General features: G+C 62.4%; 18 protein-coding genes. 8 read left to right on the forward strand and 10 right to left on the reverse strand.

All coding sequences use genetic code 11. The features are described 5' to 3' along the window. Positions 1 to 111 precede the first annotated feature (111 nt). A complete protein-coding gene (locus M1D88_RS16830) occupies positions 112 to 1,818 on the forward strand; it encodes a bifunctional 3'-5' exonuclease/DNA polymerase (protein ID WP_458111881.1) in 1,707 nt (568 codons plus the stop codon). A 137-nt stretch (positions 1,819 to 1,955) separates the two neighbouring features. Then, positions 1,956 to 2,153, forward strand: a complete 198-nt coding sequence (locus tag M1D88_RS16835; protein ID WP_458111882.1) for a YegP family protein — start codon at positions 1,956 to 1,958, stop codon at positions 2,151 to 2,153. Positions 2,154 to 2,184: 31 nt separating this feature from the next. On the opposite strand, the gene M1D88_RS16840 is transcribed toward M1D88_RS16835, so the two are convergent. The 3 genes from M1D88_RS16840 to M1D88_RS16850 are packed head-to-tail and all read right to left on the reverse strand — an operon-like array spanning position 2,185 to position 5,110. Continuing rightward, on the reverse strand, positions 2,185 to 2,862 hold the full coding sequence (locus M1D88_RS16840) for an NUDIX hydrolase (RefSeq protein ID WP_458111883.1): 678 nt from the start codon (positions 2,860 to 2,862) through the stop codon (positions 2,185 to 2,187). Beyond that, positions 2,859 to 3,734: an endonuclease III gene (nth, locus tag M1D88_RS16845; protein ID WP_458111884.1), complete on the reverse strand. Its 876-nt coding sequence runs from the start codon at positions 3,732 to 3,734 to the stop codon at positions 2,859 to 2,861. The genes M1D88_RS16840 and nth overlap by 4 nt, the downstream gene beginning before the upstream one ends. Before the next feature lie 8 nt (positions 3,735 to 3,742). Continuing rightward, the gene (locus M1D88_RS16850) at positions 3,743 to 5,110 is read right to left on the reverse strand and encodes a hypothetical protein (RefSeq protein WP_458111885.1); all 1,368 of its coding nucleotides are present in this window, start codon (positions 5,108 to 5,110) and stop codon (positions 3,743 to 3,745) included. 404 nt (positions 5,111 to 5,514) lie between these two features. Between M1D88_RS16850 and acs the strand changes: the two genes are divergently transcribed. Continuing rightward, positions 5,515 to 7,569, forward strand: a complete 2,055-nt coding sequence (acs, locus tag M1D88_RS16855) for an acetate--CoA ligase (protein WP_458111886.1) — start codon at positions 5,515 to 5,517, stop codon at positions 7,567 to 7,569. 256 nt (positions 7,570 to 7,825) lie between these two features. Then, positions 7,826 to 8,629: a DeoR/GlpR family DNA-binding transcription regulator gene (locus tag M1D88_RS16860; RefSeq protein ID WP_458111887.1), complete on the forward strand. Its 804-nt coding sequence runs from the start codon at positions 7,826 to 7,828 to the stop codon at positions 8,627 to 8,629. Between the two features lie 31 nt (positions 8,630 to 8,660). Here M1D88_RS16860 and M1D88_RS16865 read toward each other — a convergent pair whose 3' ends face one another. Together M1D88_RS16865 and M1D88_RS16870 are read right to left on the reverse strand one after the other, a co-directional pair. Continuing rightward, a complete protein-coding gene (locus M1D88_RS16865; RefSeq protein ID WP_458111888.1) occupies positions 8,661 to 9,692 on the reverse strand; it encodes a LacI family DNA-binding transcriptional regulator in 1,032 nt (343 codons plus the stop codon). 14 nt (positions 9,693 to 9,706) lie between these two features. Then, positions 9,707 to 10,909, reverse strand: coding sequence for a Gfo/Idh/MocA family protein (locus M1D88_RS16870; protein ID WP_458111889.1), 1,203 nt, complete (start codon positions 10,907 to 10,909; stop codon positions 9,707 to 9,709). Between the two features lie 207 nt (positions 10,910 to 11,116). Here M1D88_RS16870 and M1D88_RS16875 point away from each other — a divergent pair, with 207 nt between their 5' ends. The 4 genes from M1D88_RS16875 (at position 11,117) to M1D88_RS16890 (ending at position 16,761) form a co-directional block, all read left to right on the forward strand. Then, complete coding sequence (locus M1D88_RS16875) at positions 11,117 to 12,067, forward strand: carbohydrate ABC transporter permease (protein WP_458111890.1); 951 nt, start codon at positions 11,117 to 11,119, stop codon at positions 12,065 to 12,067. A 10-nt stretch (positions 12,068 to 12,077) separates the two neighbouring features. Next, positions 12,078 to 13,049 carry a carbohydrate ABC transporter permease gene (locus M1D88_RS16880; RefSeq protein WP_458111891.1) on the forward strand — a complete coding sequence of 324 codons (972 nt, stop codon included), beginning with the start codon at positions 12,078 to 12,080 and terminating at the stop codon, positions 13,047 to 13,049. A 63-nt stretch (positions 13,050 to 13,112) separates the two neighbouring features. After that, entirely contained in the window at positions 13,113 to 14,453 is a 1,341-nt protein-coding gene (locus M1D88_RS16885; RefSeq protein WP_458111892.1) for an ABC transporter substrate-binding protein, read from the forward strand. 103 nt (positions 14,454 to 14,556) lie between these two features. Then, on the forward strand, positions 14,557 to 16,761 hold the full coding sequence (locus M1D88_RS16890; RefSeq protein WP_458111893.1) for an alpha-galactosidase: 2,205 nt from the start codon (positions 14,557 to 14,559) through the stop codon (positions 16,759 to 16,761). 111 nt (positions 16,762 to 16,872) lie between these two features. On the opposite strand, the gene M1D88_RS16895 is transcribed toward M1D88_RS16890, so the two are convergent. From M1D88_RS16895 to M1D88_RS16915, 5 genes are all read right to left on the reverse strand, one after another. Further along, positions 16,873 to 17,844 (reverse strand): hypothetical protein, encoded by a 972-nt coding sequence (locus M1D88_RS16895; protein ID WP_458111894.1) that lies wholly within the window; start codon positions 17,842 to 17,844, stop codon positions 16,873 to 16,875. 124 nt (positions 17,845 to 17,968) lie between these two features. Next, positions 17,969 to 19,177 (reverse strand): glycerate kinase family protein, encoded by a 1,209-nt coding sequence (locus M1D88_RS16900; RefSeq protein ID WP_458111895.1) that lies wholly within the window; start codon positions 19,175 to 19,177, stop codon positions 17,969 to 17,971. A 22-nt stretch (positions 19,178 to 19,199) separates the two neighbouring features. Then, positions 19,200 to 20,723 (reverse strand): SLC13 family permease, encoded by a 1,524-nt coding sequence (locus tag M1D88_RS16905; protein WP_458111896.1) that lies wholly within the window; start codon positions 20,721 to 20,723, stop codon positions 19,200 to 19,202. Continuing rightward, entirely contained in the window at positions 20,720 to 21,379 is a 660-nt protein-coding gene (locus M1D88_RS16910; RefSeq protein WP_458111897.1) for a response regulator transcription factor, read from the reverse strand. Before M1D88_RS16910 ends, M1D88_RS16905 begins: the two co-directional genes overlap by 4 nt. Beyond that, on the reverse strand, positions 21,376 to 23,037 hold the full coding sequence (locus tag M1D88_RS16915; RefSeq protein ID WP_458111898.1) for a sensor histidine kinase: 1,662 nt from the start codon (positions 23,035 to 23,037) through the stop codon (positions 21,376 to 21,378). Before M1D88_RS16915 ends, M1D88_RS16910 begins: the two co-directional genes overlap by 4 nt. Between the last annotated feature and the right edge of the window lie 45 nt (positions 23,038 to 23,082).

Here is a 23,082-nt window from a genome sequence, read left to right on the forward strand (position 1 = left end):
CCTGCAAAAGAACAGAGGGCCCCAACCACAGCATGTGCATCAGGACACGCAACGTCCTCAATAGAACCGGTTCTGTCAGGGACGTCGGTCACGGCAAGGCAGAATTGAAGCATGTATCTGCTGCTTGCCGCCCACGCCGACGGCGCAGCCCTTCAGCAACTCACTCCGGCAGGCGAACCGGCCCCAGCCCATCCGGAACCGCAGGTGATAACCCTCGGCGAGCTCCCCGACGTCGTACGTGAATTTGAGAAGCGCCGGCCCCGCTGGATCTGGAACCGGACGCAGGACTGGTACCCGCGTTTGCTGCGTTCCGGCATTGAGCTGGAGCGGTGCTACGACCTCACTCTCTGCGGGGCGATCCTGGCCCACTCGGAGTTCACCGCCCATACTGACTATGCCCGTACCGCCGAAAAGCTTATCCAGGACGACGACCTCCAGGGGCCGCCCGCCGGACTCCGTCCGCCTCCGCCTCCCAAGGAACAAGGGGCCCTGTTCGAACATCTCGGCCCCGCCACCGCCGCGCAACCCTCAATTGAGCACCTCCGCACGGAGTTCGCAGCGCAGCAAAACGCCCTTAACGGCGCGAGTACCGAGGGGAACAGGAGACAGCGCCTCCAATTGCTCCTCGCCGCCGAGTCCGCCGGGTCCATGATTGCGGCAGAGATGCGACATACCGGCGTGCCTTGGCGGGTAGAACTCCACGAGAAAATCCTGGTGGACTATCTTGGACAGCGTCCTGCGAATGGCCAGCGTCCGGCGAAACTCGAAGCGCTCACCGCCGAGCTCAGAAGCCTGCTCAACTCACCGGCCCTGAACCCGGATTCGCCTCAGGACCTCATGCGTTCGCTGCACCGCAACGGGATTGAGGTCAAGACCACCAGGCAATGGGAGCTGAAGCAGTCCGATCATCCGGCGATCGGCCCGCTACTCGAGTACAAAAAACTCTCCCGCCTCCACACGGCTAATGGTTGGGCATGGTTGGACGCCTGGGTGGACGGGGGCCGCTTCCGGCCTGAGTATGTGGTGGGCGGAGTGGTGTCCGGTCGCTGGGCATCGCGTGGCGGCGGTGCCCTGCAGATTCCGCACCAGATCCGCGGAGCTGTGCATGCTGATCCCGGCCATAAGCTCATCGTGGCGGACGCCTCACAGCTGGAGCCCCGGGTATTGGTGGCCCTTTCCCAGGACACGGTGATGGCCGAGGCCGCGAAGGATAAGGACCTCTACGCCGGCGTTGCAGCACAGGGTTTTGGCGGCGACCGGGCAAAGGCGAAAATTGCCATGCTTGGGGCCATGTACGGTGCGACATCGGGTGAATCAGGGCGGCTCATGCCACAGCTCACCAAGACGTATCCCCGGGCCGTGGGCCTCGTAGAACGCGCAGCCCGCGATGGCGAGGCAGGAAAAACGGTGACTTCGCGGTTGGGCCGGAGCAGTCCGCCACCCTCAGAAAGGTGGGTCCAAAGCCAGCAGACCGCGACCGCCGAGGAACAGCGCAGGGCGGACTCGATAGCCAGGTCCCGCGGACGTTTCACTCGAAACTTTGTGGTCCAGGGCTCTGCGGCGGACTGGGCTGCATGCTGGCTGGCGGAATTACGACGGCGGCTGCGCGCATTGCGCTCCGACGGCTCACCTGCCGGGGAACTCGTGTTCTTTCTCCACGACGAGGTGATGGTCCACAGCCCTGATAATGCGGTGGAGGCAAGTATCGCTGCCATTGAAGAGGCGGCAAGCGCAGCCAAGGAATTGCTGTTCGGAAGGATCCCGGTCGAATTCCCCGTCAGCATTGCCGTGACTGACTCCTATGACAAAGCCAAGTAGTCGCGAGACACTTTTAGTCATTTACCCCTCAGTAGCGTTGAACAGCCCGTTACGGCAAGGGTACTGTCGACTGAGGTCGGTTTGCCGCAAGGGCTAAGCCGATCAGCACTATGCGTTACAAGGGGGAAACAACAGCCATGGCTGGAACATTTGAAATAGTTAAAGAAGGACACGAGTCATTCCATTTCCGGCTCACAGCAGAGGACGGATCAGTGGTTGCAGTATCGCCGGCCTTCAAAACACTCAAAGGAGTTGCTGCGGGGATTATGGCCGTCAGGGAGAACGCAGCAACGGGGCTGATTGTTGATTGCTCCGTTCCGAAGGTGTCCGGATAGGAAAGGTTTCCGGCTGATGCGAAGGCCCATTTCAGGGTTCTATCGGGATCAGCCGGGACCTGTCCCAAGGTACTGACCACCCCAGCTGGTCAAACAGCTGGTTCAGGATAAGTCCGGTAAAGCCCCAGACAACCACACCATTGACAGTGAACGCCGGGCTTTGGAAAGTTTCGCCTCGCCTGGTCACCGCGGCCATTCGCCGGTTTTGGGGATCCAGCAAATCCCTGACCGGGATCCGGAAGACCTGAGACGATTCCGCGTAGTCCACTACCCGCACCGGGGATGGCGATGCCCACCAGGCCAGGACCGGTGTTACCAGGAAGTTCCCGCGCGGAAGTGCAAGTTCCGGCATGACACCCAGGACTTCCACTCCGGCACTGTCCAGGCCTGTCTCTTCCTCGGCTTCACGGAGGGCGGCCTCCACCGGGGTCTCACCGGGATCAATGCCGCCTCCCGGAAACGCGACCTGACCCGGGTGGTCCACCAGCGTGTTGGCGCGTTGCAACAGCAGGACATCAAGATGAGCCGCCACCAGCTTCTTGTCCGAGGCCGCGGGAACATTGTCCAGGACGCCGAAAAGCATCAGGACCGCGGCTTTGCGCACCACCGCCGGGTCCACCGAAAGCTCGCGCCACCGCGGGTCCGGGGCAGGTCCGGCCCCGGATTGGATGGCCGCGGCCAGGTCAAGAAGATCCTGCCTGGCTGTCACTGCGGCCTCTTCTGGGATTCCATCCGGATCTCGGCCGCACGGTGGGTTTCTGCCTGCAGACGGGCCAGCAGCTCCTCGTTACCGGGAGCAAGTTCGTACTTCAGCAGCTTGGCGGCCTTCTGCGCATCCGTCTCGCCCATGCCATAGCTGGGGCACCAGTTAGCCACTGCGCACGCACCGCACGCCGGTCTCTTAGCATGGCAAACACGCCGGCCATGGAACACCACACGGTGGGACAGCATGGTCCAGTCCCTTGGCTCGAAAAGCTCAGCGACATCCGATTCGACCTTCACCGGGTCATCGGACGTGGTCCAGCCGAAGCGGCGGGCAAGACGCCCGAAATGGGTATCAACCGTGATCCCGGGAATACCGAACGCATTGCCAAGCACCACATTGGCCGTCTTCCGCCCCACTCCAGGGAGCGTGACCAGGTCTTCAAGGCGGCCGGGCACAACGCCGTCGTACTCATCAACCAGCCGCGTGGACAACGCAAGAAGGCTCCGTGTCTTGGCGCGGAAGAACCCCGTGGGCTTGATGAGGGTTTCGAGCTCCTCCATCGGAGCCTCGGCCATGCTGCGGGCATCAGGGTACCGGGCGAACAGGACAGGGGTGACCTGGTTGACGGTGACATCGGTGGTCTGGGCGGAGAGGACCGTTGCCACCAACAGCTCAAACGGGTTGCGAAAGTCCAGCTCTGCATGGGCGTAGGGATAGACCTTCGCCAACTCCCGGTTAATCCTGCGTGCACGCCGCTTTTGTGCCAACAGGGATTCGACCGGCCTCACCGACGTTGCGCCACGGCGCGGCCTGGCCCCCTGCTTCTCCTCCGCAGTGAACTCAGCTTCTGGCTGCTGGCCGGGATCCAGGTCCATGGGTACCGCTAGCCGCGTTCAATGTTGCTGAGATCCCGCAAGACCCCCAGCCGGCCGTCCGTGTGCTGAACGAGGAACTCGTTGCCGCGGTCCTCCAGTGCAAGCACCCAACCGCCAGGCTCAATGATGAAGGCAGGCGCCCCGGTTGCTTCGTAAAAGGCAGTGCGGGGCTGAGCCACAGCGAACCAGAAAGCCTCCTGCACGGGCTGGTCTTCATCCTGTTCAGGCCGGTGGGACGGATCCACGGTGGCGCCGATGGGCTCCTGGGACCTTACCTGGGGATTCACCGTCGTCGCGGGCGTGGCCGCTGCGGGTTCGGGAACGGCGGTTGCACCAGCGGTGGAGCGCGTAGTGGGCAGCGCCGAAGTCCGGGTCTCCTCCGCTGCGGAGGAAGGAACGACGGCGGCGGCCTGGGTCTGTTCCGCTGCAGTCGGGTGGGAGACGGCCGCCGCACCTTGTCCACCTGCACCTGCGGCCCCGGCACCCGGTCCGCCTGCTGCTGGTCCGTCGATAGCGGTTGCGCCGGCCGTTGTAGCGCGGCCAGCTGACGGCCGCACTGATGCGCTGTCCGTCGTCGTGCGCGCTCCCCTGCCGGGCAGGATTTTGGCCAGCGCTTCTTTGGCCTGGTTTGGTTCCCTGCCGGCTTTAGGTGCTTTGGCCACGTGGGGCTTCCGTACTGGAGCGGCCGATTCCCTCGCCACCACATGGGCCGGCTCTTCCCTCCGGTCCAGGAAGTCACCCGCGAAATAGGGGATAAACCGTGCCAACACTGTCGCGGCGAAAAGTCCCACGGAGCCGATCAGCCCCACCAGAAGGCTGGGCGCGAAGTCGTCCGCGACGGCCAGAAAGAAGAAGGCGAGGGCGAAGGAAGCTGTGACGGAGGCGAACTGGTCCACGGACAGCGAACCGATCCGGACCTTGGAGCCGGGCGTGAGACGGCGGGCCACAAAGAGTGCGGTGACAATCAACGGGAGAATAACCCCGAGACCAAGGAAGAAGAGGCTGCCCATATTCCAGAGGTTGTAACGCCCGGCGAACATGGGAATGAGCGATGCCACGAAGAGGATCAACGTCGAAGCCAAAACCGTAAGGTCCCGGATGGTGAAATGGCCCAGAACTGCCTCGTTTTTTGCACCAGGCTTCGTTGCGGCCGGCGTTTTTGTACCAGGAGTGGCAGGGCTGCCGGTGGCCTGGTCCGCAGTCGTGCTGTGAGGATCAGAAGCCAGTGGCTGGGAAGTATTCGTTGGCGAGTAATTCGTTTGGGAGTCGCTGGGCTGGGAGATATTGGTTTGGGACGTGCCGGTCCGGGAATCCTCGGCCGACTGCGGGACCCGGTTCTCTGGGGCGGCGTCCTGCTGGCCACGTTGCTCATTCATTTTGTTCTCCTTCGCATGACGGCACTCTGGACAGGGCCGTCTGATAGTGCCGCCTGGATAGTGCTGCCTAAGGCAGACACAAGCTGGACCGCTAGCGGGCCAGTGCTCCCTCGGATGTCACGATTCCATCTCAGCCTAGCCAAGTGCCTCGCCGATCACTAGCTGACTGGCCGGGAACGCAGGGGCGTTTTGACCCGGGACAGCACCGTTCAGCGCTTAATAAATGCCGCTCGTGGCGGAGATTGTGAGCCGCGCCACTTACTGTCGTGAGCAAGGGTTAGTGTGTATTTCGGAACAGCTCTTTGCGGAATTTCCATGACGGGCCGCTGTCCTTGGTCAACGACCGGACGGACGGCCGTGCAGGAGTTCCGCTCAGCAAAGATCGATGAATGATGAGGTTCACCATGTCCCAGGAAACGCCCGGCTCTGCTGCTATCGCCGCCCCCGCAGGGTCCGGAAGAACAGAGGCCGACGCCGCAGCCATCCAGGCTTCGTCTGACCAGCCTGCCCGGCAGGGAGACGCTTTTGAGAACCTGCTGCATGAGGACCGCCGCTTCCCGCCGTCGGAGGAGTTTGCTGCCAATGCTGTGGTGACGGAGGCGGATTACGCAGAGGCCGACGCCGACCGGCCCGCCTTTTGGGCCAGGCAGGCCCGGGAGTTGCTGACCTGGGATCAGGACTTCACCCAGGCGCTGGACTGGTCCACACCGCCGTTCGCAAAATGGTTCGTGGGCGGGAAGGTCAATGCCGCGTACAACGCCCTGGACCGGCACGTCGAGAACGGACTCGGGGACCGGGTGGCCATCCACTTTGAGGGCGAACCCGGCGATACCCGTACCTACACCTACGCCCAGCTCACGGACGAGGTCAAGAAAGCCGCAAACGCGTTCGAATCACTGGGCGTGGCCAAGGGCGACCGGGTTGCCGTGTACCTGCCCATGATCCCCGAGGCCGTCATCACCCTGCTGGCCTGCGCCCGGATCGGGGCCGTGCACTCGGTGGTTTTCGGCGGCTTCTCGGCCGATGCCCTGCGTTCACGTATTGAGGATGCGGAAGCCAAACTCGTCGTCACTGCCGACGGCACCTACCGGCGCGGGAAGCCCAGCGCCCTCAAACCCGCCGTCGACGACGCGTTGTCCCGCGACGGGCACACCGTCCGGAACGTCATCGTGGTCAAACGCAATGGCCAGGGCGTGGACTGGCACGAGGGCCGTGACCACTGGTGGGAAGACACCGTCGGCGCTGCCTCAGCCCAGCATAGGGCGGTGGGGCACGACTCCGAACACCCGTTGTTCATCCTTTACACCTCCGGGACAACCGGTAAGCCCAAGGGCATCCTGCACACCACCGGCGGCTACCTCACCCAGACCGCCTACACGCACAAGGCCGTTTTCGACCTGCACCCCGAAACAGATGTGTACTGGTGCACGGCCGACGTCGGCTGGGTCACCGGGCACTCCTACGTCGCCTACGCGCCGCTGATCAACGGGGCCACCCAGGTGATGTACGAAGGCACCCCGGATTCCCCGCACCAGGGCCGCTGGTGGGAAATCATCGAAAAATACAATGTCTCCATCCTCTACACCGCCCCCACCGCCATCAGGACCTTCATGAAATGGGGCAAGGACATCCCTGCCAAGTACGATCTCTCCTCCATCCGTGTCCTCGGATCAGTGGGGGAACCCATCAACCCCGAGGCGTGGATGTGGTACCGCGACGTGATCGGCGGAAACAGGGCGCCGATCGTTGATACCTGGTGGCAGACCGAAACCGGCGCGCAAATGATCGCACCACTGCCCGGGGTCACCGCAACCAAACCCGGCTCCGCCCAAACACCGCTGCCCGGCATCGCTGTGGACGTTGTGGACGAGCAAGGCGAATCAGTACCCAACGGCTCGGGCGGATACCTCGTCATCCGCGAACCCTGGCCAGCGATGCTCCGCGGGATCTGGGGCGACCCCCAGCGGTTCAAGGAAACGTACTGGTCTCGGTTCGAAAACATGTACTTCGCCGGCGACGGCGCCAAAAAGGACGACGACGGCGACATCTGGCTCCTCGGCCGGGTTGATGACGTCATGAACATCTCCGGGCACCGCCTCTCGACCACCGAAATTGAATCAGCCCTCGTCTCCCACCCCGCCGTTGCCGAGGCTGCAGTTGTGGGCGCCACCGACCCCACCACCGGGCAGGCGATCGTCGCGTTCGTCATCCTGCGTGGGGACGCCGTTGACACCGGGGACGCCATTGTTCTGGAACTCCGCAACCACGTCGGCCAGGAAATCGGTCCCATCGCCAAACCCAAAACCATCCTTATCGTGCCGGAACTGCCCAAAACCCGCTCCGGAAAAATCATGCGCCGCCTACTCAAAGACGTCGCCGAAGGCCGGGACGTCGGAGACGCCACCACGCTGGCCGACAACACCGTCATGCAGCAAATCGCGGCGTCCCTCAAAAAGTAAGGAAAGGCGGGGAGGCAGTCAGCGGACCCTTGGAGGTAAAGTGCTGGGTCCCAACACCGTGCTGAGCTGACGCGAGGGGGTTATCCGGCTGCGTCCTCAGTGGGCCCACGCCGTCAGGGTTCCCTGGCCGAGCTTGCGAGGCTAGGGGAAGGTGGGGACGGAACGAGCAGCACGCGGAGGATGACCCGCTCGCGTCAGCGTGATGCATGCCTAGACTGGGACCAGCCTTGTTCCCTGCCTTAAGGATTCCGCTGAGATGCTCGCCGCAGCACGTCACCAAGCCATCGTGGATGCAGTCCAGCGCGATCGGATAGTGCGGGTCTCCGAGCTCGCCCAGCGACTGGGCGTCTCCCTGATGACCGTTCGCAGGGACATCGATCTCCTGGAAGAAGCAGGGCGGGTGGAACGGATCCATGGCGGCGCGAAGCTTCCGGGCGATGCCAGTACCCACGAGCCGGGCTTCGAACTGAAGTCCACCCAACTGACGGCTGAGAAGCGCGCCATTGCTTTGGAGGCGGCCTCCCTGGTCCAGGAAGGAATGGCCGTCGGGCTAAGCGCCGGAACCACAACGTGGGCGCTGGCACGCGAACTCGCCACCGGCCCACGAATCACAGTTGTCACCAACTCGGTGCGCATCGCCGATCTTTTCCACACTGATGTACCGGCCGGGTCCAACCGTGCCCGCTCCACGGTGATCCTCATCGGCGGTGAGCGCACGCCGTCGGACGCGCTTGTGGGGCCAATTGCCACGGCTGCACTCCGGCAGCTGCACCTGGACATCCTGTTCCTCGGAGTCCATGGAATGGACGCAGAGGCCGGGTTCACCACGCCAAACCTGCAGGAAGCTGAAACCAACAGGGCATTTATGGAATCGGCCCGGAAGGTGGTGGTTCTGGCGGACCATACCAAGTGGGGCACCCTGGGAATCAGCACCATCGCCAAGCTTGACGAGGCCGATGAGGTGATCAGCGATTCAGGGCTGGGCGTTGATGCCCAACGCAGCCTTCAGGAGCAGGTCAGCAGACTGCGAATTGTGGAACTGGCTCCTGTCCGGGCCTGAAAGCCCAAGCCTAAGAGCAAGAACGCAAGCTCTAGGTGGTTGTCCTGGAGCACCCGCAGGATTGCCGTACCAGCAGCTTCGTGGGGAACAGCTGGTGCCCGGCCGGCTTACCTCGATCGGCCCCGATCAAGGCACTGACTGCGGCCTCGGCCATGGCCTTGACCGGCTGCTCCACGGTGGTGAGGGCCGGCCAGCTGTACTCCGCTTCAACCGAGCCGTCGAAAGAAGCCACCGCGATGTCCCCGGGCACGGAGACCCCTGCCTCGTGGATCGCACGGAGAATTCCGATGGCCTGCATGTCTGAGCTGGCAAAAATCGCCGTCGGCCTGTTCGCAGACGCCAGCAGCCGCTGACCGGCAGCATAGCCGCCCGCCCGCGAAAAGGGTCCGCGGACGATCGGCCCCTCCGGCAGCCCGGCATCCGAGAGCGCCCGCAGCCACCCTTTTTCACGGCCGTCCACGTCATTGGCGGTGTTGGTACCCATGGCCAGGCCGATATTGGTGTGGCCATGGCCGATCAGATGCTCAACAGCGATCCGCGCCCCCTCAGCCAGGTCGACGCCGACGCTGCTGAAGCCCGGGGCCGCGTCCCCATGGTTCAGCAGTACCGCCGGGATATCGGCGTCGTCCAGTTCCACAAGGTCCGGCTCAAAAAGCACGCTGGCCAGCACAACACCGTCCACCTGGCGGGCAGCCAGGTTTCGGATATGACGGCGCTCCTTGGCGACACTTCCGTCAGAATTTGTCAGAACCAGAGCATATCCGCACTCCGCGGCAGCATCCTCCACGGCGTGGGAGAGCAAGGAGAAGAACGGGTTGCTGTTGTCCGGGATCACCAGGCCGATGGTTTCACTCGAACCCAGCTTCAGTGCACGCGCGGCAGCGTTGGGGCGGTACCCGAGTACCCGGATGGCATCCTGCACTTTGGCTTCCGTCGCCGGGGCAACTTTCTTCGGACCACCATTCACGACATAGCTGACGACGGCGGTGCTTACGCCTGCGTACCGGGCAACATCCTTCCGGGTTACCGGGCCGCGAGGAGCCTGCACTGTGGGAGTCGTCATGACTTAGATCCTAGCTAGAGAGTCGACGGGCCATCGCCAAAGTCCCGGATGGGAAGGCGCTCACCCCCGTTGAGGGCTGACTCGTGGGCCACGATTCCCGGCAGGGTGAACCGGGCCGCCACCCAGGCGTTCACCGGCGGCATGCTGCGGTTGTTGACGGCTGTAACGAAGTCGTCCACCAGGAAATGATGGCTTCCCTCATGGCCGTTGGGGGCACCGCGGAATTCGTCCGGAAGCCGGGCGGGATCATGCACGGGGGCCAGGCCCGAGACGAAGGCGTCGCGCAGTTCCGGGGCAACATTGGCAAGCGAAGGGTCATCCAGCGGAATACTGGGCCGCGTCTCCATCAGGGCGGAGATGTCGTGAACGTCCTTCTTGTCCTGCCACACAGTGACGTGAGCCAGCTGCTCCAGGCTTGCCTCGGTGCCGAAGAACCTGAAGCGCGATTCACGGATATGCGAGGGGTAGCCCACCCGTCGCATCTCGTTGGTCCGCATCACTCCTCCGTCGTTCAGTTCAAAAAGGGCCGTGGCATTGGAGAAGTCGTTGCCGAACATGCTGACGCCCTTGTCGAAAACGCCGTCACCGCGGTCATCACTTACTCCGACGCAGCTCACGCTGACAGCGTGGGAAGGAACGGCCCCCAGGACTCCTCCGATGGCATGCGTCGGGTAGAGCATGGGCGGATAGCTCGCAGTCTCTTTCCAGCTCTCGCCGCCGCTGTACCGGTAGGCATCGTAAAAGCCGAGGTCCATGTCGTGAACGTAGTCCCCCTCGGAGTAGAAGACGCGGCCAAATCGCCCGGCAGCATGCTGCTCCCGTGCATAGACGGTAGCGGGGTTGTAGTAACTCGTTTCACCCATCATGTAGACGTTCCCGGTCTCCCGGACGGCGTCGATGATCCGTGAGATCTCCTCTTCCGAGACAGCCATCGGAACAGCCGAATAGACGTCTTTGCCGGCGCGCAGTGCCCGCTCCACCAAGGGTCCGTGAGTCCAGCGCTGCGTAAAAATCGCAACGGCGTCGACGTCGGATGCAAGGAGCTCCTCGAAACTGTCCAGGACGCCGTCGAGGCCCCATTGCTTACACGCGAAAGCGGCCCTATCCGGAAGTTCGTCCACAACAACGACGCTGCTCACGCCGGGGTGAAGCCTGAAAAGGTGGGCAAACTGCCCCCCGAACTGACCGGCCCCTACGACCCCCAGCGAAAACGCCATCGTTCCTCCATGAATGGTTTCAATCCCGCTGCCCGGGCGGGCAGCAAGTGATTCCCAGTGTTACATCGGCATCTACACGAGTCAACAGACATGCGGCCAACAACAACTTCTTCTTGGAAATAAAAGAAATTTCTCTTGCCACCACCTTTCTACTCGTGTAGATTCACTCCCAGCTGTTATCCATGTCACACCTACGGAAGGTCGAAGATGACCACCATCACTAAACTTCCTGACCCGCCTGCGGGCGGAACGAAGAAGGCCGGGACTCCTGCCCCGGTCCGAAAAGGGCAGCGCATCGGTGACCTCAAAATGGCACTGGTGTTCATATTCCCGGCGATGATTGGCTTCATCGTCTTCTTCCTGATCCCCACCATCCGCGGGATCTACCTCAGCTTCACCGAGTACAGCATCCTCGGTGACCCCACCTGGATCGGCCTCGAGAACTACACCTCAATTTTTACCGACGAGCTCTTCTGGAACTCGATGGCGGTGACCGTCCAGTACGTGGCAATCAACATCGGATTCCAGACAGTCATCGCCCTGGGCCTGGCCCTCCTCATGCACCGTGTTGCGAAGTCAACTTTCATCCGTGGCGCCCTCTTGTTGCCGTTCCTCGTGGCTAACGTGATCGTTGCGCTCCTGTGGTTCTGGATGCTCGACTACCAGCTGGGTATCGTGAACGAGATCATCAGCTGGACCGGGCTTCCCCGCATCGCTTTCTTCGGTAGCGAGCAATGGGCCATCCCGACCATCGCGGCCGTCAACGTGTGGCGCCACATGGGCTACACCGCCCTGCTGATCTTTGCCGGACTCCAGGCCATTCCACAGCACGTCTACGAAGTGGCCTCTCTGGATGGCGCTTCACCCACCAGGACCTTCTGGGGCATTACCATCCCGCTCCTGCGCCCCGTCCTGGTGCTCGTCCTGGTGGTCACCGTGATCGGATCGTTCCAGGTTTTCGACACAGTGGCAGTCACCACCGGTGGCGGACCCATCAACGCCTCACGGGTGATCCAGATGTACATCTACCAGAAGGCCTTCACCGAGTCTGACTTCGGGTACGCCTCTGCACTGTCCGTCATTCTCTTCGTCATCCTCGCCCTGGTGGCCTTCATCCAAATGAAGTTCCTCAAGGGCAATGAATCGGATCTGGACTAAGGACCCCGCAATGACTACTACATCTCCTTCCCGTCAAGGTGCCGGCAAGCCCTCTGCCCGCCATGAAGCCGATGCCCCGACCCGGCCCGCCATCACCAAGCCCCGGAAGCCCTTCAATTGGGGCCGTGCAGGAGCATGGGCCCTTGTTGTCATCGCGTTGATCGTCACTATTGCGCCGTTCCTGTGGATGCTTCGCACGGCACTCTCCAGCAACCACTCCCTCGCTGGCAACGCAGGCAATCTCCTGCCGGCCGACTTCAGCTGGGGCGCCTTCAAGCGGGTTATGGGCCTCCAATCCCCTGAGGAAGCCATAGCTGAAGGCGGCTCCGGCGCGGCCATCAACTTCTGGTGGTACCTCCGAAACTCCATCATCGTTTCCACCCTGGTGACTGCCGGACAGGTCTTCTTCAGCGCCATGGCGGCTTATGCTTTCTCCAGGCTGCGTTGGCCCGGCCGCGAAAAGGTGTTCGCCCTGTTCCTGGCGACCATGATGGTCCCGCCGATCTTCACCGCACTGCCCAACTTCCTGATGATCAAGAACCTGGGCCTCCTGAACACCTACGCCGGCATTATCCTGCCCTTCCTGTTCATGACGCCCTTCGCAATCTTCTTCCTGCGCCAGTTCTTCATGAGCATGTCCCGGGAAGTTGAAGAGGCAGCCATGCTGGACGGCGCCAAAAAGTTCCGCATCTTCTTCCAGATTGTGCTGCCCAACGCGGCGGCACCCCTGGCCACGCTGGCTTTGCTGACTTTCATCGGTACCTGGAATGAGTACTTCTGGCCGCTGCTGGTGGGCCAGGACGAGAACGTCCGGGTCCTCACTGTGGGCCTTGGGGTCTTCAAGTCCCAGTCGCCCCAGGGCGCCCCGGACTGGAGCGGCCTCATGGCGGCCACCCTTATTGCCGCCCTTCCGGTCCTCCTGCTCTTCATCGCCTTCGGCAAGAAGGTGGTCAACTCCATCGGCTTCTCCGGCGTCAAATAGTCCCACCGTTCCCTCTCACCCCCAACCGCACACTGCTTCACAGTCAATAACGAAAGGTCCATCATGAAGAAATCCATCGGCGTCGTCGCTGCCGCCGCAGCCATCGCGCTATCCCTGTCCGCCTGCGGAGGCTCCGCACCGGCATCCACCGAGGCCAAGGGCGAGATCAATTACTGGCTGTGGGACGCAAACCAGCTTCCGGCCTACCAGCAGTGTGCTGACGATTTCACCAAGGCCAACCCCGACATCAAGGTAAAGGTCACGCAGCGCGGCTGGGACGATTACTGGACCACTCTGACCAACGGTTTTGTGGCAGGAACGGCCCCTGACGTCTTCACAAACCACTTGGCAAAGTACCCGGAATTCGCCACCAAGAAGCAACTTCTGGCTTTGGACGATGCCGTCAAGAACGACAAGCTGGACCTTGAGATCTACAACAAGGGCCTCACGGATCTCTGGGTCACCGAAGATGGCAAACGCTACGGGCTCCCGAAGGACTGGGACACCATTGCCTTGTTCTACAACAAGAAGCTGATCGCCGACGCCGGGTACACCGAAGAGCAGCTCAAGGGCCTGGACTGGAACCCCCAGGACGGCGGCAGCTACGAAAAGGCAATCGCCCACCTGACAGTGGACAAGAACGGCAAGCGCGGCGACGAGGCAGGCTTCGACAAGAACAACGTCGCTGTCTACGGCCTGGGCCTGGAAAACTCCGGTGGCGGAGATGGCCAGACGCAGTGGAGCTTCCTGAGCGCCACCATGGGCTGGACGCACACGGACAAGAACCCGTGGGGCAAGGAATTCAACTATGACGATCCCAAGTTCCAGGAAACCATCACCTGGTGGTCCGGCCTTGCGGACAAGGGCTACATGCCCAAGCTTGAAACCACAGTGGGAGCCAGCGTGGCTGACAACTTCGGTGCAGGCAAGGCTGCCATCAACACCAACGGTTCATGGATGATCGGACAGTACACCAGCTACAAGGGTGTCGAAACCGGCATAGCCCCAACCCCCAAGGGACCGGACGGCAAGCGCGCCAGCATGTTCAACGGCCTGGCCGATTCCATCTGGGCCGGCACCAAGAACCCTGCCGCCTCGGTCAAATGGGTGGAGTACCTCGCTTCCACAGCTTGCCAAGACGTTGTTGCCTCCAAGGCAGTCGTGTTCCCCGCTATCAGCACTTCCTCCGAGAAAGCAGCGAAGGCATTTGCGGATAAGGGCATCGACGTCAGTGCCTTCACCACCCACGTGAAAGACGAGACCACGTTCCTGTTCCCGATCGCTGACAACTCCGCCAAGGTGACAGGGATCATGAAGCCGGCCATGGACGCCGTCCTGTCGGGCAAGAAGCCGGCAAGCTCGTTGAGCCAGGCCAACGACCAGGTCAACGCGCTCTTCAAGTAAAAAATCAGCTAGCAGTTCCGGGGCCCGCTTTGCGCGCTTGGTGTTTCGAGCACGCAGGGCGGGCCCTGCAATGATCACGTTTTGTAAAGAAAGAGACTTATCAATGGATCCCCTGCACCTCCGTTCCGCCGGCACCAGCCTGGTGATTAGCTTCGACAACGGGGAGGCTGAGGTCATTCATTGGGGGGCCGATCTTGGCCCCACCCTGCCGGACCTCTCGATCCTCGGCGAGCCCATTCCACCTTCGGCCGTGGACGCGACCGTCCCCGCAGGCCTGCTTCCCCAGGCGTCCTCCAGCTGGCGCGGACGCCCCGCCCTCCGCGGCCACCGGATTTCCGACGGCGTCTCCGGCCTCGACTTCTCGGTCCGGCTGCGGGCGGTGAAAGCCTCGGTGGTCGCCAAGGGTGACGTTCCCGGGAAAGGTGCTTCCGCCGTCGTCGTCCAGGCTGACGAAGAAGCCGGAATTATGGTGGAGTCATCCCTCGCCCTTCACGACGGCGGTCTGCTGGAGCTGCGCCACACCGTCACCAATACCGGATCATCGCCGTTCCAGCTCGATGAACTGGCCACTGTCCTCCCCGTGGGACCTGACGCCGTCGAACTCCTGGACCTGACGGGCCGCTGGTGCCGCGAACGCCACCCCCAGCGCCGGTCCATCCAGCAGGGGACGTGGGTCCGGACCGGACGCCACGGCCGCACAGGCCACGATTCCTCATTGCTGTTCGCTGCGGGCAGCGCGGGCTTCGGCAACCGCCACGGCAAGGTCTGGGCAACCCACCTGGCCTGGAGCGGCAACCACGAACAGTTCGCCGACACCATCGCTGACGGCCGCACCATGATCGGCGGCTCGGAACTCCTCGGTTCAGCCGAAGTGATCCTCGAGCCTGGAACTGGTTACACCACCCCCGCACTGTTCGCGGCATATTCTGACCGAGGCCTGGATGGCATCAGCGAGGCCTTCTACGACTGGTTCCGAGCCCGCCCCCACCACGTTCTCCCGGCGGCCGGTGGCGGAAAAGCCCGGCCAGTCGTCCTCAACGTCTGGGAGGCCGTGTACTTCGACCACCGCCTCGACACCCTGATCGAGCTCGCCGATTCCGCAGCTGACCTCGGAGTTGAACGCTTTGTGCTCGACGACGGCTGGTTCCTTGGCCGTCGCAACGACCAGGCAGGGCTGGGCGACTGGTATGTTGACGACGCGCTGTGGCCGGACGGACTTCATCCGCTCATCGATGCCGTGAATTCCCGGGGCATGGAGTTCGGGCTCTGGGTGGAGCCGGAAATGGTCAACCTTGACTCGGACACGGCCAGGGCGCACCCGGACTGGATTGTGGGCCCGGCAAGCTCCTCGTATAAAGACGGCGGCAGGCTCGCGTTGCCCTGGCGGTCCCAGCACATCATTGACCTCGTCAATCCTGACGCCTGGCAGTTCATTTTCGACCGGATCGACTCCCTTCTCCGGGAATACAAGATCAGCTACCTCAAGTGGGACCAGAACCGTGACCTGATGGAGCACGGCCATGCAGGCCGCGCCTCTGTCCACGAGCAGACGCTGGCTGCCTACCGGCTGTTCGATGAGCTTCGCAAGGCGCATCCCGGCGTCGAAATCGAGAGCTGCTCTTCAGGGGGTGCAAGGGTGGACCTTGGCATCCTTGAGCGCACCGACCGGATCTGGGCATCGGATTGCAACGATGCCCTGGAACGGCAGACGATCCAGCGCTGGACCGGGCTGGTGGTGCCGCCGGAACTGGTCGGCGGCCATGTTGGTCCCACCAAATCCCACACCACAGCCCGGACCCATGACCTGTCCTTCCGTGCGATCACTGCCCTGTTCGGTCATTTCGGCATGGAATGGGACGTCCGTGAAGTCCAGGGTCCGGAGCGTGAAGAACTCCAGCGCTTCATCGCGTTGTACAAGGAGTACCGCGGCCTGATCCACTCCGGCACGATGATCAGGGCGGACGTGCCCGGTGATTCCCTGATGCTCCACGGAGTTGTACCCGCTTCTTTGCCGGAGCCGGGGGAAACCGGTGGATTGTTTGCGGTGGTGAGCACAGGGACAGGTTTCGCCGAGCAACCCGGAAGACTTGCCGTTCCTGGCCTCGTTTCCGGCCAGTCCTACCGGGTGGAAGCCATCTTCCCGGCTCCTGGCGACGCTGATTATGGCCACACCTTCACCCAGACGCAGCCGCCTTCATGGCTTAGTTCAGGAGCCGAAGCCACCGGACGGTTCCTCGCGGAGGTCGGACTGCCGATGCCCATCCTCAACCCTGAGCATGCCTTGGTGCTGAAGTTCACCACGCTGTAGCAAGTGCCTTGTAACGCTCACGTTGTTGCAAATAAGCCGTGCCGGTCTGAAGGGACCGGCACGGCTTATTGCTTGTCAGACAGCCTCAGGGTCTGGTTTCAACAGGATCCGTCAGCTCCGGGCATCCACGAGGACCACTTCAAACTCGGTGGCACCCGTCATAAATTTGGCGTTCGGCAAGGCGAGCGTTCCGCCAATCAGGGCCGCCGTCGTCGGGATCACGAAATGCGGGCTGGTGATGACTTCCTCAACAACACCGGAGGACAAGGTGGCGTCCAGCTGGACGCGGCTGACCTGATTCAGGAAGTTCTGAACCGCCCAGATGGTGTTGCCCCGCGCGATGATGCCGTCAACGTTGGTCAGCACAACCGGGTTTCCTGCAGCGTCAGTGACCATGATCGCTGCACTGCCGCCGGCTTCAGGGTCAACGGTGAACAGGGTTCCCAGGCCGGAGTGGGCCACAATGAGTGTCTGGCCTCCGCGGACGGACGTGATTCCGTTGAGGTTGAATCCGAAGGTGTCATTGGCGGCGGGGCCGCTCAAGGGGAGGACTTCGAGGGTTCCCGGGACCCCTTGGTTGCTGACTGGAACGAAGTACAGTGATCCCTCTGCTGAATTAGTGAACCAAGCCCCATCGTGGGTGAGGGTGACGTCATTGATGAAGCCTGTGCCAGCCGGTACTAGCTGGTAGGTGGCAACGGTATCGCCGGTTTGGAGGTCATAGACGTAGGCCTGGCCGGTTCCGCCTCCGGCGACGAAGAGGAGGTCGTTCTTCACATCTACCTTCATACCGACGGCGGCACGGCCTCCTGGAGCCGTGATGAACTCATCGGCCGTCCCGGTACGGATGTCTCCGCGGTAGATATCACCGGTCACCAGATCGCCGGCAAAGAACGTGGTCCCCTTACCGGCAGCGATTCCTTCGGCTCCGGAGGCTTCGGGAAGGTCAATGACAGAACTCCCCCCGTTCGAAGCCTGGGGTGCTGCCAACGTTGCGGGTGCGGTGAGCAAAATGGCCGCCAGCGCGGCAAGCGTTGCGGCGGCACCGCGGAATGACGTGGATTTCCTGGTTTTTGTATGCATGATTCTCCCCGCTTCGGGCTCTTCGGTGCGGGGCTTTTCTGGGTACGAACGGGTTACTCCGCACGATGGTTTTTCCAGTGTAGGGAACCCGGCCACGAGTAGCCATAGTTCCCTGTTGGGCCACTCAGGCTGCCAAACGGCCGAGGCGGGAGGAGATCGCCGAACCGAGCAGGAGCACGCGGAATGTTCGTTCAGTAGCTTCCCTGAGGAGCATGGCACCCTCGGCCACTGCACGGTCCATGTTCATGGGAATCGGGATAATTCCGGAAATTGCGTCGATCCCTGCGGCGTGCACGTCGTGGGCATCCTTACCGATTGAGCCGGCAAAGGCCAGCACCGGGACGCCCGCCGCCTGGGCTCGTTTTGCCACTTCGGCAGGTACTTTTCCCCGGGGAGTCTGGAAGTCGATGGCTCCTTCGGCGGTGACCACCAGGTCCGCGTCAGCGATGCAGGCGTCCAGGTCAATTCCAGCCAACCCGGAGTCCAGCAGAAGCTCAAATCGAGGCACCAGGTTGGCTCCAATGGCGTGCAGGCCAGCCCCCAGTCCCCCGGACGCCCCCGTTCCCGCGCCTGTCCTGAGGTGCAGTTCAGACTTGCCGGACGCCGCGGCAAGTACCGTTGCCCACCGATCGAAACCAGAGGAGAGGACCTCGACCTGTTCAGGCGTGGCTCCTTTTTGCGGTCCAAAAACCCGCGCCACGCCCTGGGGACCGCACAGGATGTTGAAGGGATTAAGGGCGAGATCGATCCTGCAGTCCTCCAACCTGGAATCCAGTGTGCTGAGATCGATTCCCTCAACGCCGGCCAAGGACTCCCCTCCCTCCTCCAACTCGTCCCCGTCCGGGCCATAAATCCGTGCCCCGAGGGCGCGCAAGGCGCCTGCACCGCCGTCGGACGTTCCGGAGTCCCCGCAGCCCACAATGATGCGGTCGGCTCCTTCGTCCAAGGCGGCAAGAATGAGTTCCCCTACGCCGCGGGTAGACGTCAGGCCTGGATTTCGGAAGTCTGTGGGGACCAGCTTCAAACCTGCCGCGGCCGCCATTTCCACCACGGCAGTCCTGCCCGCCGCTCCACCGAGCATGGCGAAATGCGACGCAACGTCCTGGCCAAGGGGCCCGGTGACCTGACGGGCAACTATCCTTCCCCCGGTGGCGGCTGCCAGCGCGACAGCGGTTCCTTCGCCGCCGTCGGCCAGCGGAACGGACCTGACCTGAACGCCGGGGATCACCTGGCGGATGCCCGCGGCTATGGCCGCTGCGACTTCCACCGCATCAAGGCTTTCCTTGAATCCGGAAGGTGCCACGAGGATTCGTTGCGGAATGGACATGACCATTGGAGCCACCTTTTGCCAGGGGTTAGTGGGACGGAAAGAGCGGAAGGCCCATGTGCGGCCAGACGAAAAAGCTGAAAAGCAGGACGACGGCGGCGTTGGCCGGACCCAGCCATAAGGAGAGCCGCAGGAGATCACGGGGCTCGTAGTTGGCCTTGCCGTCGGTTTCGGCAAAAAGAGCGACGGGTTTGGCGGAGCTCGTAAGGGTGTGGCAGAAACCGGCAGCAGCTGTTGATGCAAAGGCCGCGGCCACAGGGTCAACACCCATGGCCCCAGCAGATGCCACAACAATGGGGATCAGCACTGCCGATCGTGCCGAGCGGGATTGGATCACCAGATGAGCAAGAGTTGAAATTGCAACAACGGCAACAACAAAAATCACCGGCTTGGCAGGGCCAAGGAATTCCACGGGGCCCAGAAGCGATGAAGCCAGCCAATGAGCCGCCCCTGATGTGACAAGGCTGGATCCCAGGGCAAGGGTGGCCGCCATGAAGATGAGCATGGACCAAGGGACTTTCTTGAGGGCGGCACCCAGTTTGACCGAGCCATAGTACGGCGAGGACACCACCAGCGCACCGATCAGAGCAACGAGTGCCGGCTCCAGCCCGTGGATAGGTTCGGTGCACCAAAGGACCACAACAGCACCGAGCAGCAAGAGCGATCGGTGTTCGTCCAGATCCAGTGGACCCTGCAGCCTGGCATCAGATTGCTCCTGGAGCTGACCGATGCTGACTCGAAGGCCCAGTGAGTGATCGCTTGTGCTGGTAAATAGCCGGAGTACCAGTTCGGTAGCCAGCCCGGATGTGACGATGGCCAGGGGGAGGCCCAAAAGCAGCCAGGACGCGAAATCGAAGCTGCGGAGTCCCGCGGATTCAAGGACCTGACTGGTAATCAGATGAGCTCCGGCACCCAGGAAGGAACTCACGGCAGACAGCAGAATTACCGTGGGGAAAAGAATCGACAGCATTTTGGCCACGTTCGGACGGTCGCGGAGGGAGCCGCGCAGGGCAAGGAAGATGGGAAGGGCCAGTGCCGCCCGCCCGGATGTCGCCGGAATCGCGAAGGCAGTCACTATCAGCCCCAGGGAAGTCAGGTGAGCCAATTGCCGCACGCTACGGGCCCCCGTGATCACAAAGGCCGCGCCGCGGGCGGCAAGCCCTGTTGAGGCTACAGCGCTGGCAATGACAAAGGCGGCCATCAACAGCCAGACGGATTCTTCGCCGAGCGCGTGGAAGAGGCTCTGGGTTGGCAAGGTTCCGCTGATCACCAGGGCGACGGCGGCGCCGAGCGCAACATAGGTGTCCTCCACCTTCGTGAAAATCCAGAACCAGACGGCGCCGATAAAGATGCACAACGTGATGGCAGCGTGGGCGCTCAGGCCTTGGCCGTACACCACGGTGGCAGTCAGACCAGCCATCGCCGCAAGGGCAACGAGAAGCGAAATTGCCGAGGCGGGGGTAAGGACACCGGAGGGGAGCCACTTGTTCGTTTCCCTGACGGCGCTGTCCGCAGAAGAGCGCGCGGCCGATTCGAAATAGACGGTTTTCATCGCAGCCGGTAACCCGCTCCGCGGACAGTTTCCAGCCTGTCTGCTCCGATTTTCCCCCGGAGGGCACGCACGTAGACGTCCACCACGTTAGAGGCAGGATCAAAATCAAGGTTCCAGGCGTGGGAGATGAGCTGCTCCCGTGTGAGTACCTGCCGGGGATGCCGGAGGAACACTTCCAGCAAGGAGAACTCCCTTGCCGTCAGATCGGTGTCCGTGTCTCCGCAGCGTACGCGGCGGCTGCGGAGGTCCAGTTCAAGGTCCCCGTGCTGGAGCGCCATGGTCATGCCTGGTTGGGCTTCGTCCTGGAGCCGGAGCCGGATCCGTGCCAGAAGCTCCGCAAACTGGAAGGGCTTGGTCATGTAGTCATTGGCGCCGCTTTCCAGCCCGTACACGGTGTCGGACACCGAATCGCTGGCCGTGAGCACGATCACCGGCGTTTTGGAACCTTCGCCACGGAGCTGGGCCAGAACCTCAAAACCGTTCAGGGTGGGCAGCCCGATGTCGAGGATCAGCATGTCGAACTCCCCTGACCGGGCGAGCAGAAGTGCGCTGGCACCATCATCCACCACAAGGCACGAGTACGCCGCGGCGCGGAGGCCTTTCTCGATGAAACCGGCGATCCGAGGATCGTCTTCGGCAACAAGGATCCTGCTCATGCCTGCCCCTTTCGTGAGCCACCAGCGGGGCTCGTGCCTGGTTCCTGATTTAGTTGGTCCTCCAGGATCCCGGTGTCAGGTTCCAGCCCAGGTGCAGGTATTGTCAGACCGAACGTGGCACCCTCCCCTGTACTGCTGCGCACCCATGCGGTCCCGTGGTGTGCTTCAGCGATACTGAGCACGATGGCCAGGCCCAACCCAGCTCCTGGCCTGGACCGTGCAGACGCCCGTGATGCCTCCCCACGATGAAACCGTCCAAAAATGGCTGCTGCCTCATGGTCAGTCACCCCCATGCCCTGATCCGCGACCCAGATGGAGAACGTCCTTCCTGTTCCCTCTCCGGTAAACGAAGAGCCGAGAGAGACTGTGGATCCGTCATCCGAGTATTGGCAGGCATTGGTAGCCAACTGCAGTACGGCCTGCGTGATGCGCTGCGGATCCGCCCTTACGCTGCCCTCTGCGATCTCAAGGATGGGCCATCCCCGATGCCCCAGAGTCTGGGCCTTGGCTTCAATATCCAGGAGCAGCGCGGCAGCATCAATATCCTGCAATTTCGTAAAGCCTGGCCTGTCCACTTTCGCCAGAAGCAGCAGGTCAGTCACGATCCGCCCCATCCTTGCCAGCTCGTCGTCTACGAGCGCCAAGGTCCTTTGCCGGTCATTCGGGTTGTCTTCCATGAGCTCCAGGTGGCCCCTGATGACCGTTATTGGAGTCCGCAATTCGTGCGATGCATCATCCACGAACGCTCGTTGGGTCCTGTATGCCACCTCGAGACGATCAAGCATTGTGTTGAACGTGACGGCCAGGGCTGAGATGTCGTCATTTCCCTGCACGGGGACGCGGGCCGTGAGGTCACTCTCGGAAATGTCAGCCGCCACCCGCCGGACTTCGCGAACCGGACGCAGGATCTGCCCGGCCACCAGCCATGCCATTCCTGCAGTTACGGCCAAACCACCAAGGGACACGAAGAAGATGATGAGGGTGGTTCCGGCCACCCCGGCCAGACGTGGAGCCATGTAATAGCCAACAATTAGGTAGCCTGTTTCCGGGCCCGAGACCACGGGCAATCTGGCCCAATGGAGCTCGCCCCCGGTGGTCTGGGCGATTCCGGAAGAAGCAGTCCCCGTTCGGATGGAGTCGATGAGGGCCCTGTCATCCGGTAGCCGATGACTGATCGACGAGGAGTGGAGCGCCCCGGTGGGCGTATAGAGGACACGCCGGTCCACGCTGCCAAGGATTACCTCGTCCTGCGCCGCCGACTGCCTGCTCAGATAGCGCTCCAGCATCTTCTCGATACTGGTGAACGGCTTGGCTGTGGTTGGATCGACGCCTTCCGCCGAGAACGCCCGGAATTCGCTGAGCTCCTGCGCAATCGCTTCATGTGCCTCGGTCCGTGCATGGTTCACCATCAGCGAGCGCACGGTAAGCAGCACCGCCAACAATGTCAGAGCGGTAGTGAAGAGAATCCATCCCGCAATACGCCAACGGGCAGGCACCCTCGAGCCGAGCCTCGTCCCGGCGCCGCTGCCGTTCCGGGTAGCCGCTCCGGTTTCGGTACCGGCGCCGGTGCCGATTCCGGTGCCAGTGCCAGTCTCATCAACGGACGATGACGGTTCAGCTGGCTTGGGCGCTTCACCGAGACCGGCAGCTTCTGGCACTGCAACTCTTTGGTTAGTCTCCTCAGATCGATCCACGGCCCCCCG

The sequence above is a fragment of the Arthrobacter sp. R1-13 genome (genome assembly GCF_054161475.1).

Coding starts and splice junctions, on each gene's coding strand:
- M1D88_RS16830 (WP_458111881.1), top strand. CDS start 112: ATGTATCTGCTGCTTGCCGCCCACGCCGACGGCGCAGCCCTTCAGCAA.
- M1D88_RS16835 (WP_458111882.1), top strand. CDS start 1,956: ATGGCTGGAACATTTGAAATAGTTAAAGAAGGACACGAGTCATTCCAT.
- nth (WP_458111884.1), bottom strand. CDS start 3,734: ATGGACCTGGATCCCGGCCAGCAGCCAGAAGCTGAGTTCACTGCGGAG.
- M1D88_RS16850 (WP_458111885.1), bottom strand. CDS start 5,110: ATGAATGAGCAACGTGGCCAGCAGGACGCCGCCCCAGAGAACCGGGTC.
- acs (WP_458111886.1), top strand. CDS start 5,515: ATGTCCCAGGAAACGCCCGGCTCTGCTGCTATCGCCGCCCCCGCAGGG.
- M1D88_RS16860 (WP_458111887.1), top strand. CDS start 7,826: ATGCTCGCCGCAGCACGTCACCAAGCCATCGTGGATGCAGTCCAGCGC.
- M1D88_RS16865 (WP_458111888.1), bottom strand. CDS start 9,692: ATGACGACTCCCACAGTGCAGGCTCCTCGCGGCCCGGTAACCCGGAAG.
- M1D88_RS16870 (WP_458111889.1), bottom strand. CDS start 10,909: ATGGCGTTTTCGCTGGGGGTCGTAGGGGCCGGTCAGTTCGGGGGGCAG.
- M1D88_RS16875 (WP_458111890.1), top strand. CDS start 11,117: ATGACCACCATCACTAAACTTCCTGACCCGCCTGCGGGCGGAACGAAG.
- M1D88_RS16880 (WP_458111891.1), top strand. CDS start 12,078: ATGACTACTACATCTCCTTCCCGTCAAGGTGCCGGCAAGCCCTCTGCC.
- M1D88_RS16885 (WP_458111892.1), top strand. CDS start 13,113: ATGAAGAAATCCATCGGCGTCGTCGCTGCCGCCGCAGCCATCGCGCTA.
- M1D88_RS16890 (WP_458111893.1), top strand. CDS start 14,557: ATGGATCCCCTGCACCTCCGTTCCGCCGGCACCAGCCTGGTGATTAGC.
- M1D88_RS16895 (WP_458111894.1), bottom strand. CDS start 17,844: ATGCATACAAAAACCAGGAAATCCACGTCATTCCGCGGTGCCGCCGCA.
- M1D88_RS16900 (WP_458111895.1), bottom strand. CDS start 19,177: ATGGTCATGTCCATTCCGCAACGAATCCTCGTGGCACCTTCCGGATTC.
- M1D88_RS16905 (WP_458111896.1), bottom strand. CDS start 20,723: ATGAAAACCGTCTATTTCGAATCGGCCGCGCGCTCTTCTGCGGACAGC.
- M1D88_RS16910 (WP_458111897.1), bottom strand. CDS start 21,379: ATGAGCAGGATCCTTGTTGCCGAAGACGATCCTCGGATCGCCGGTTTC.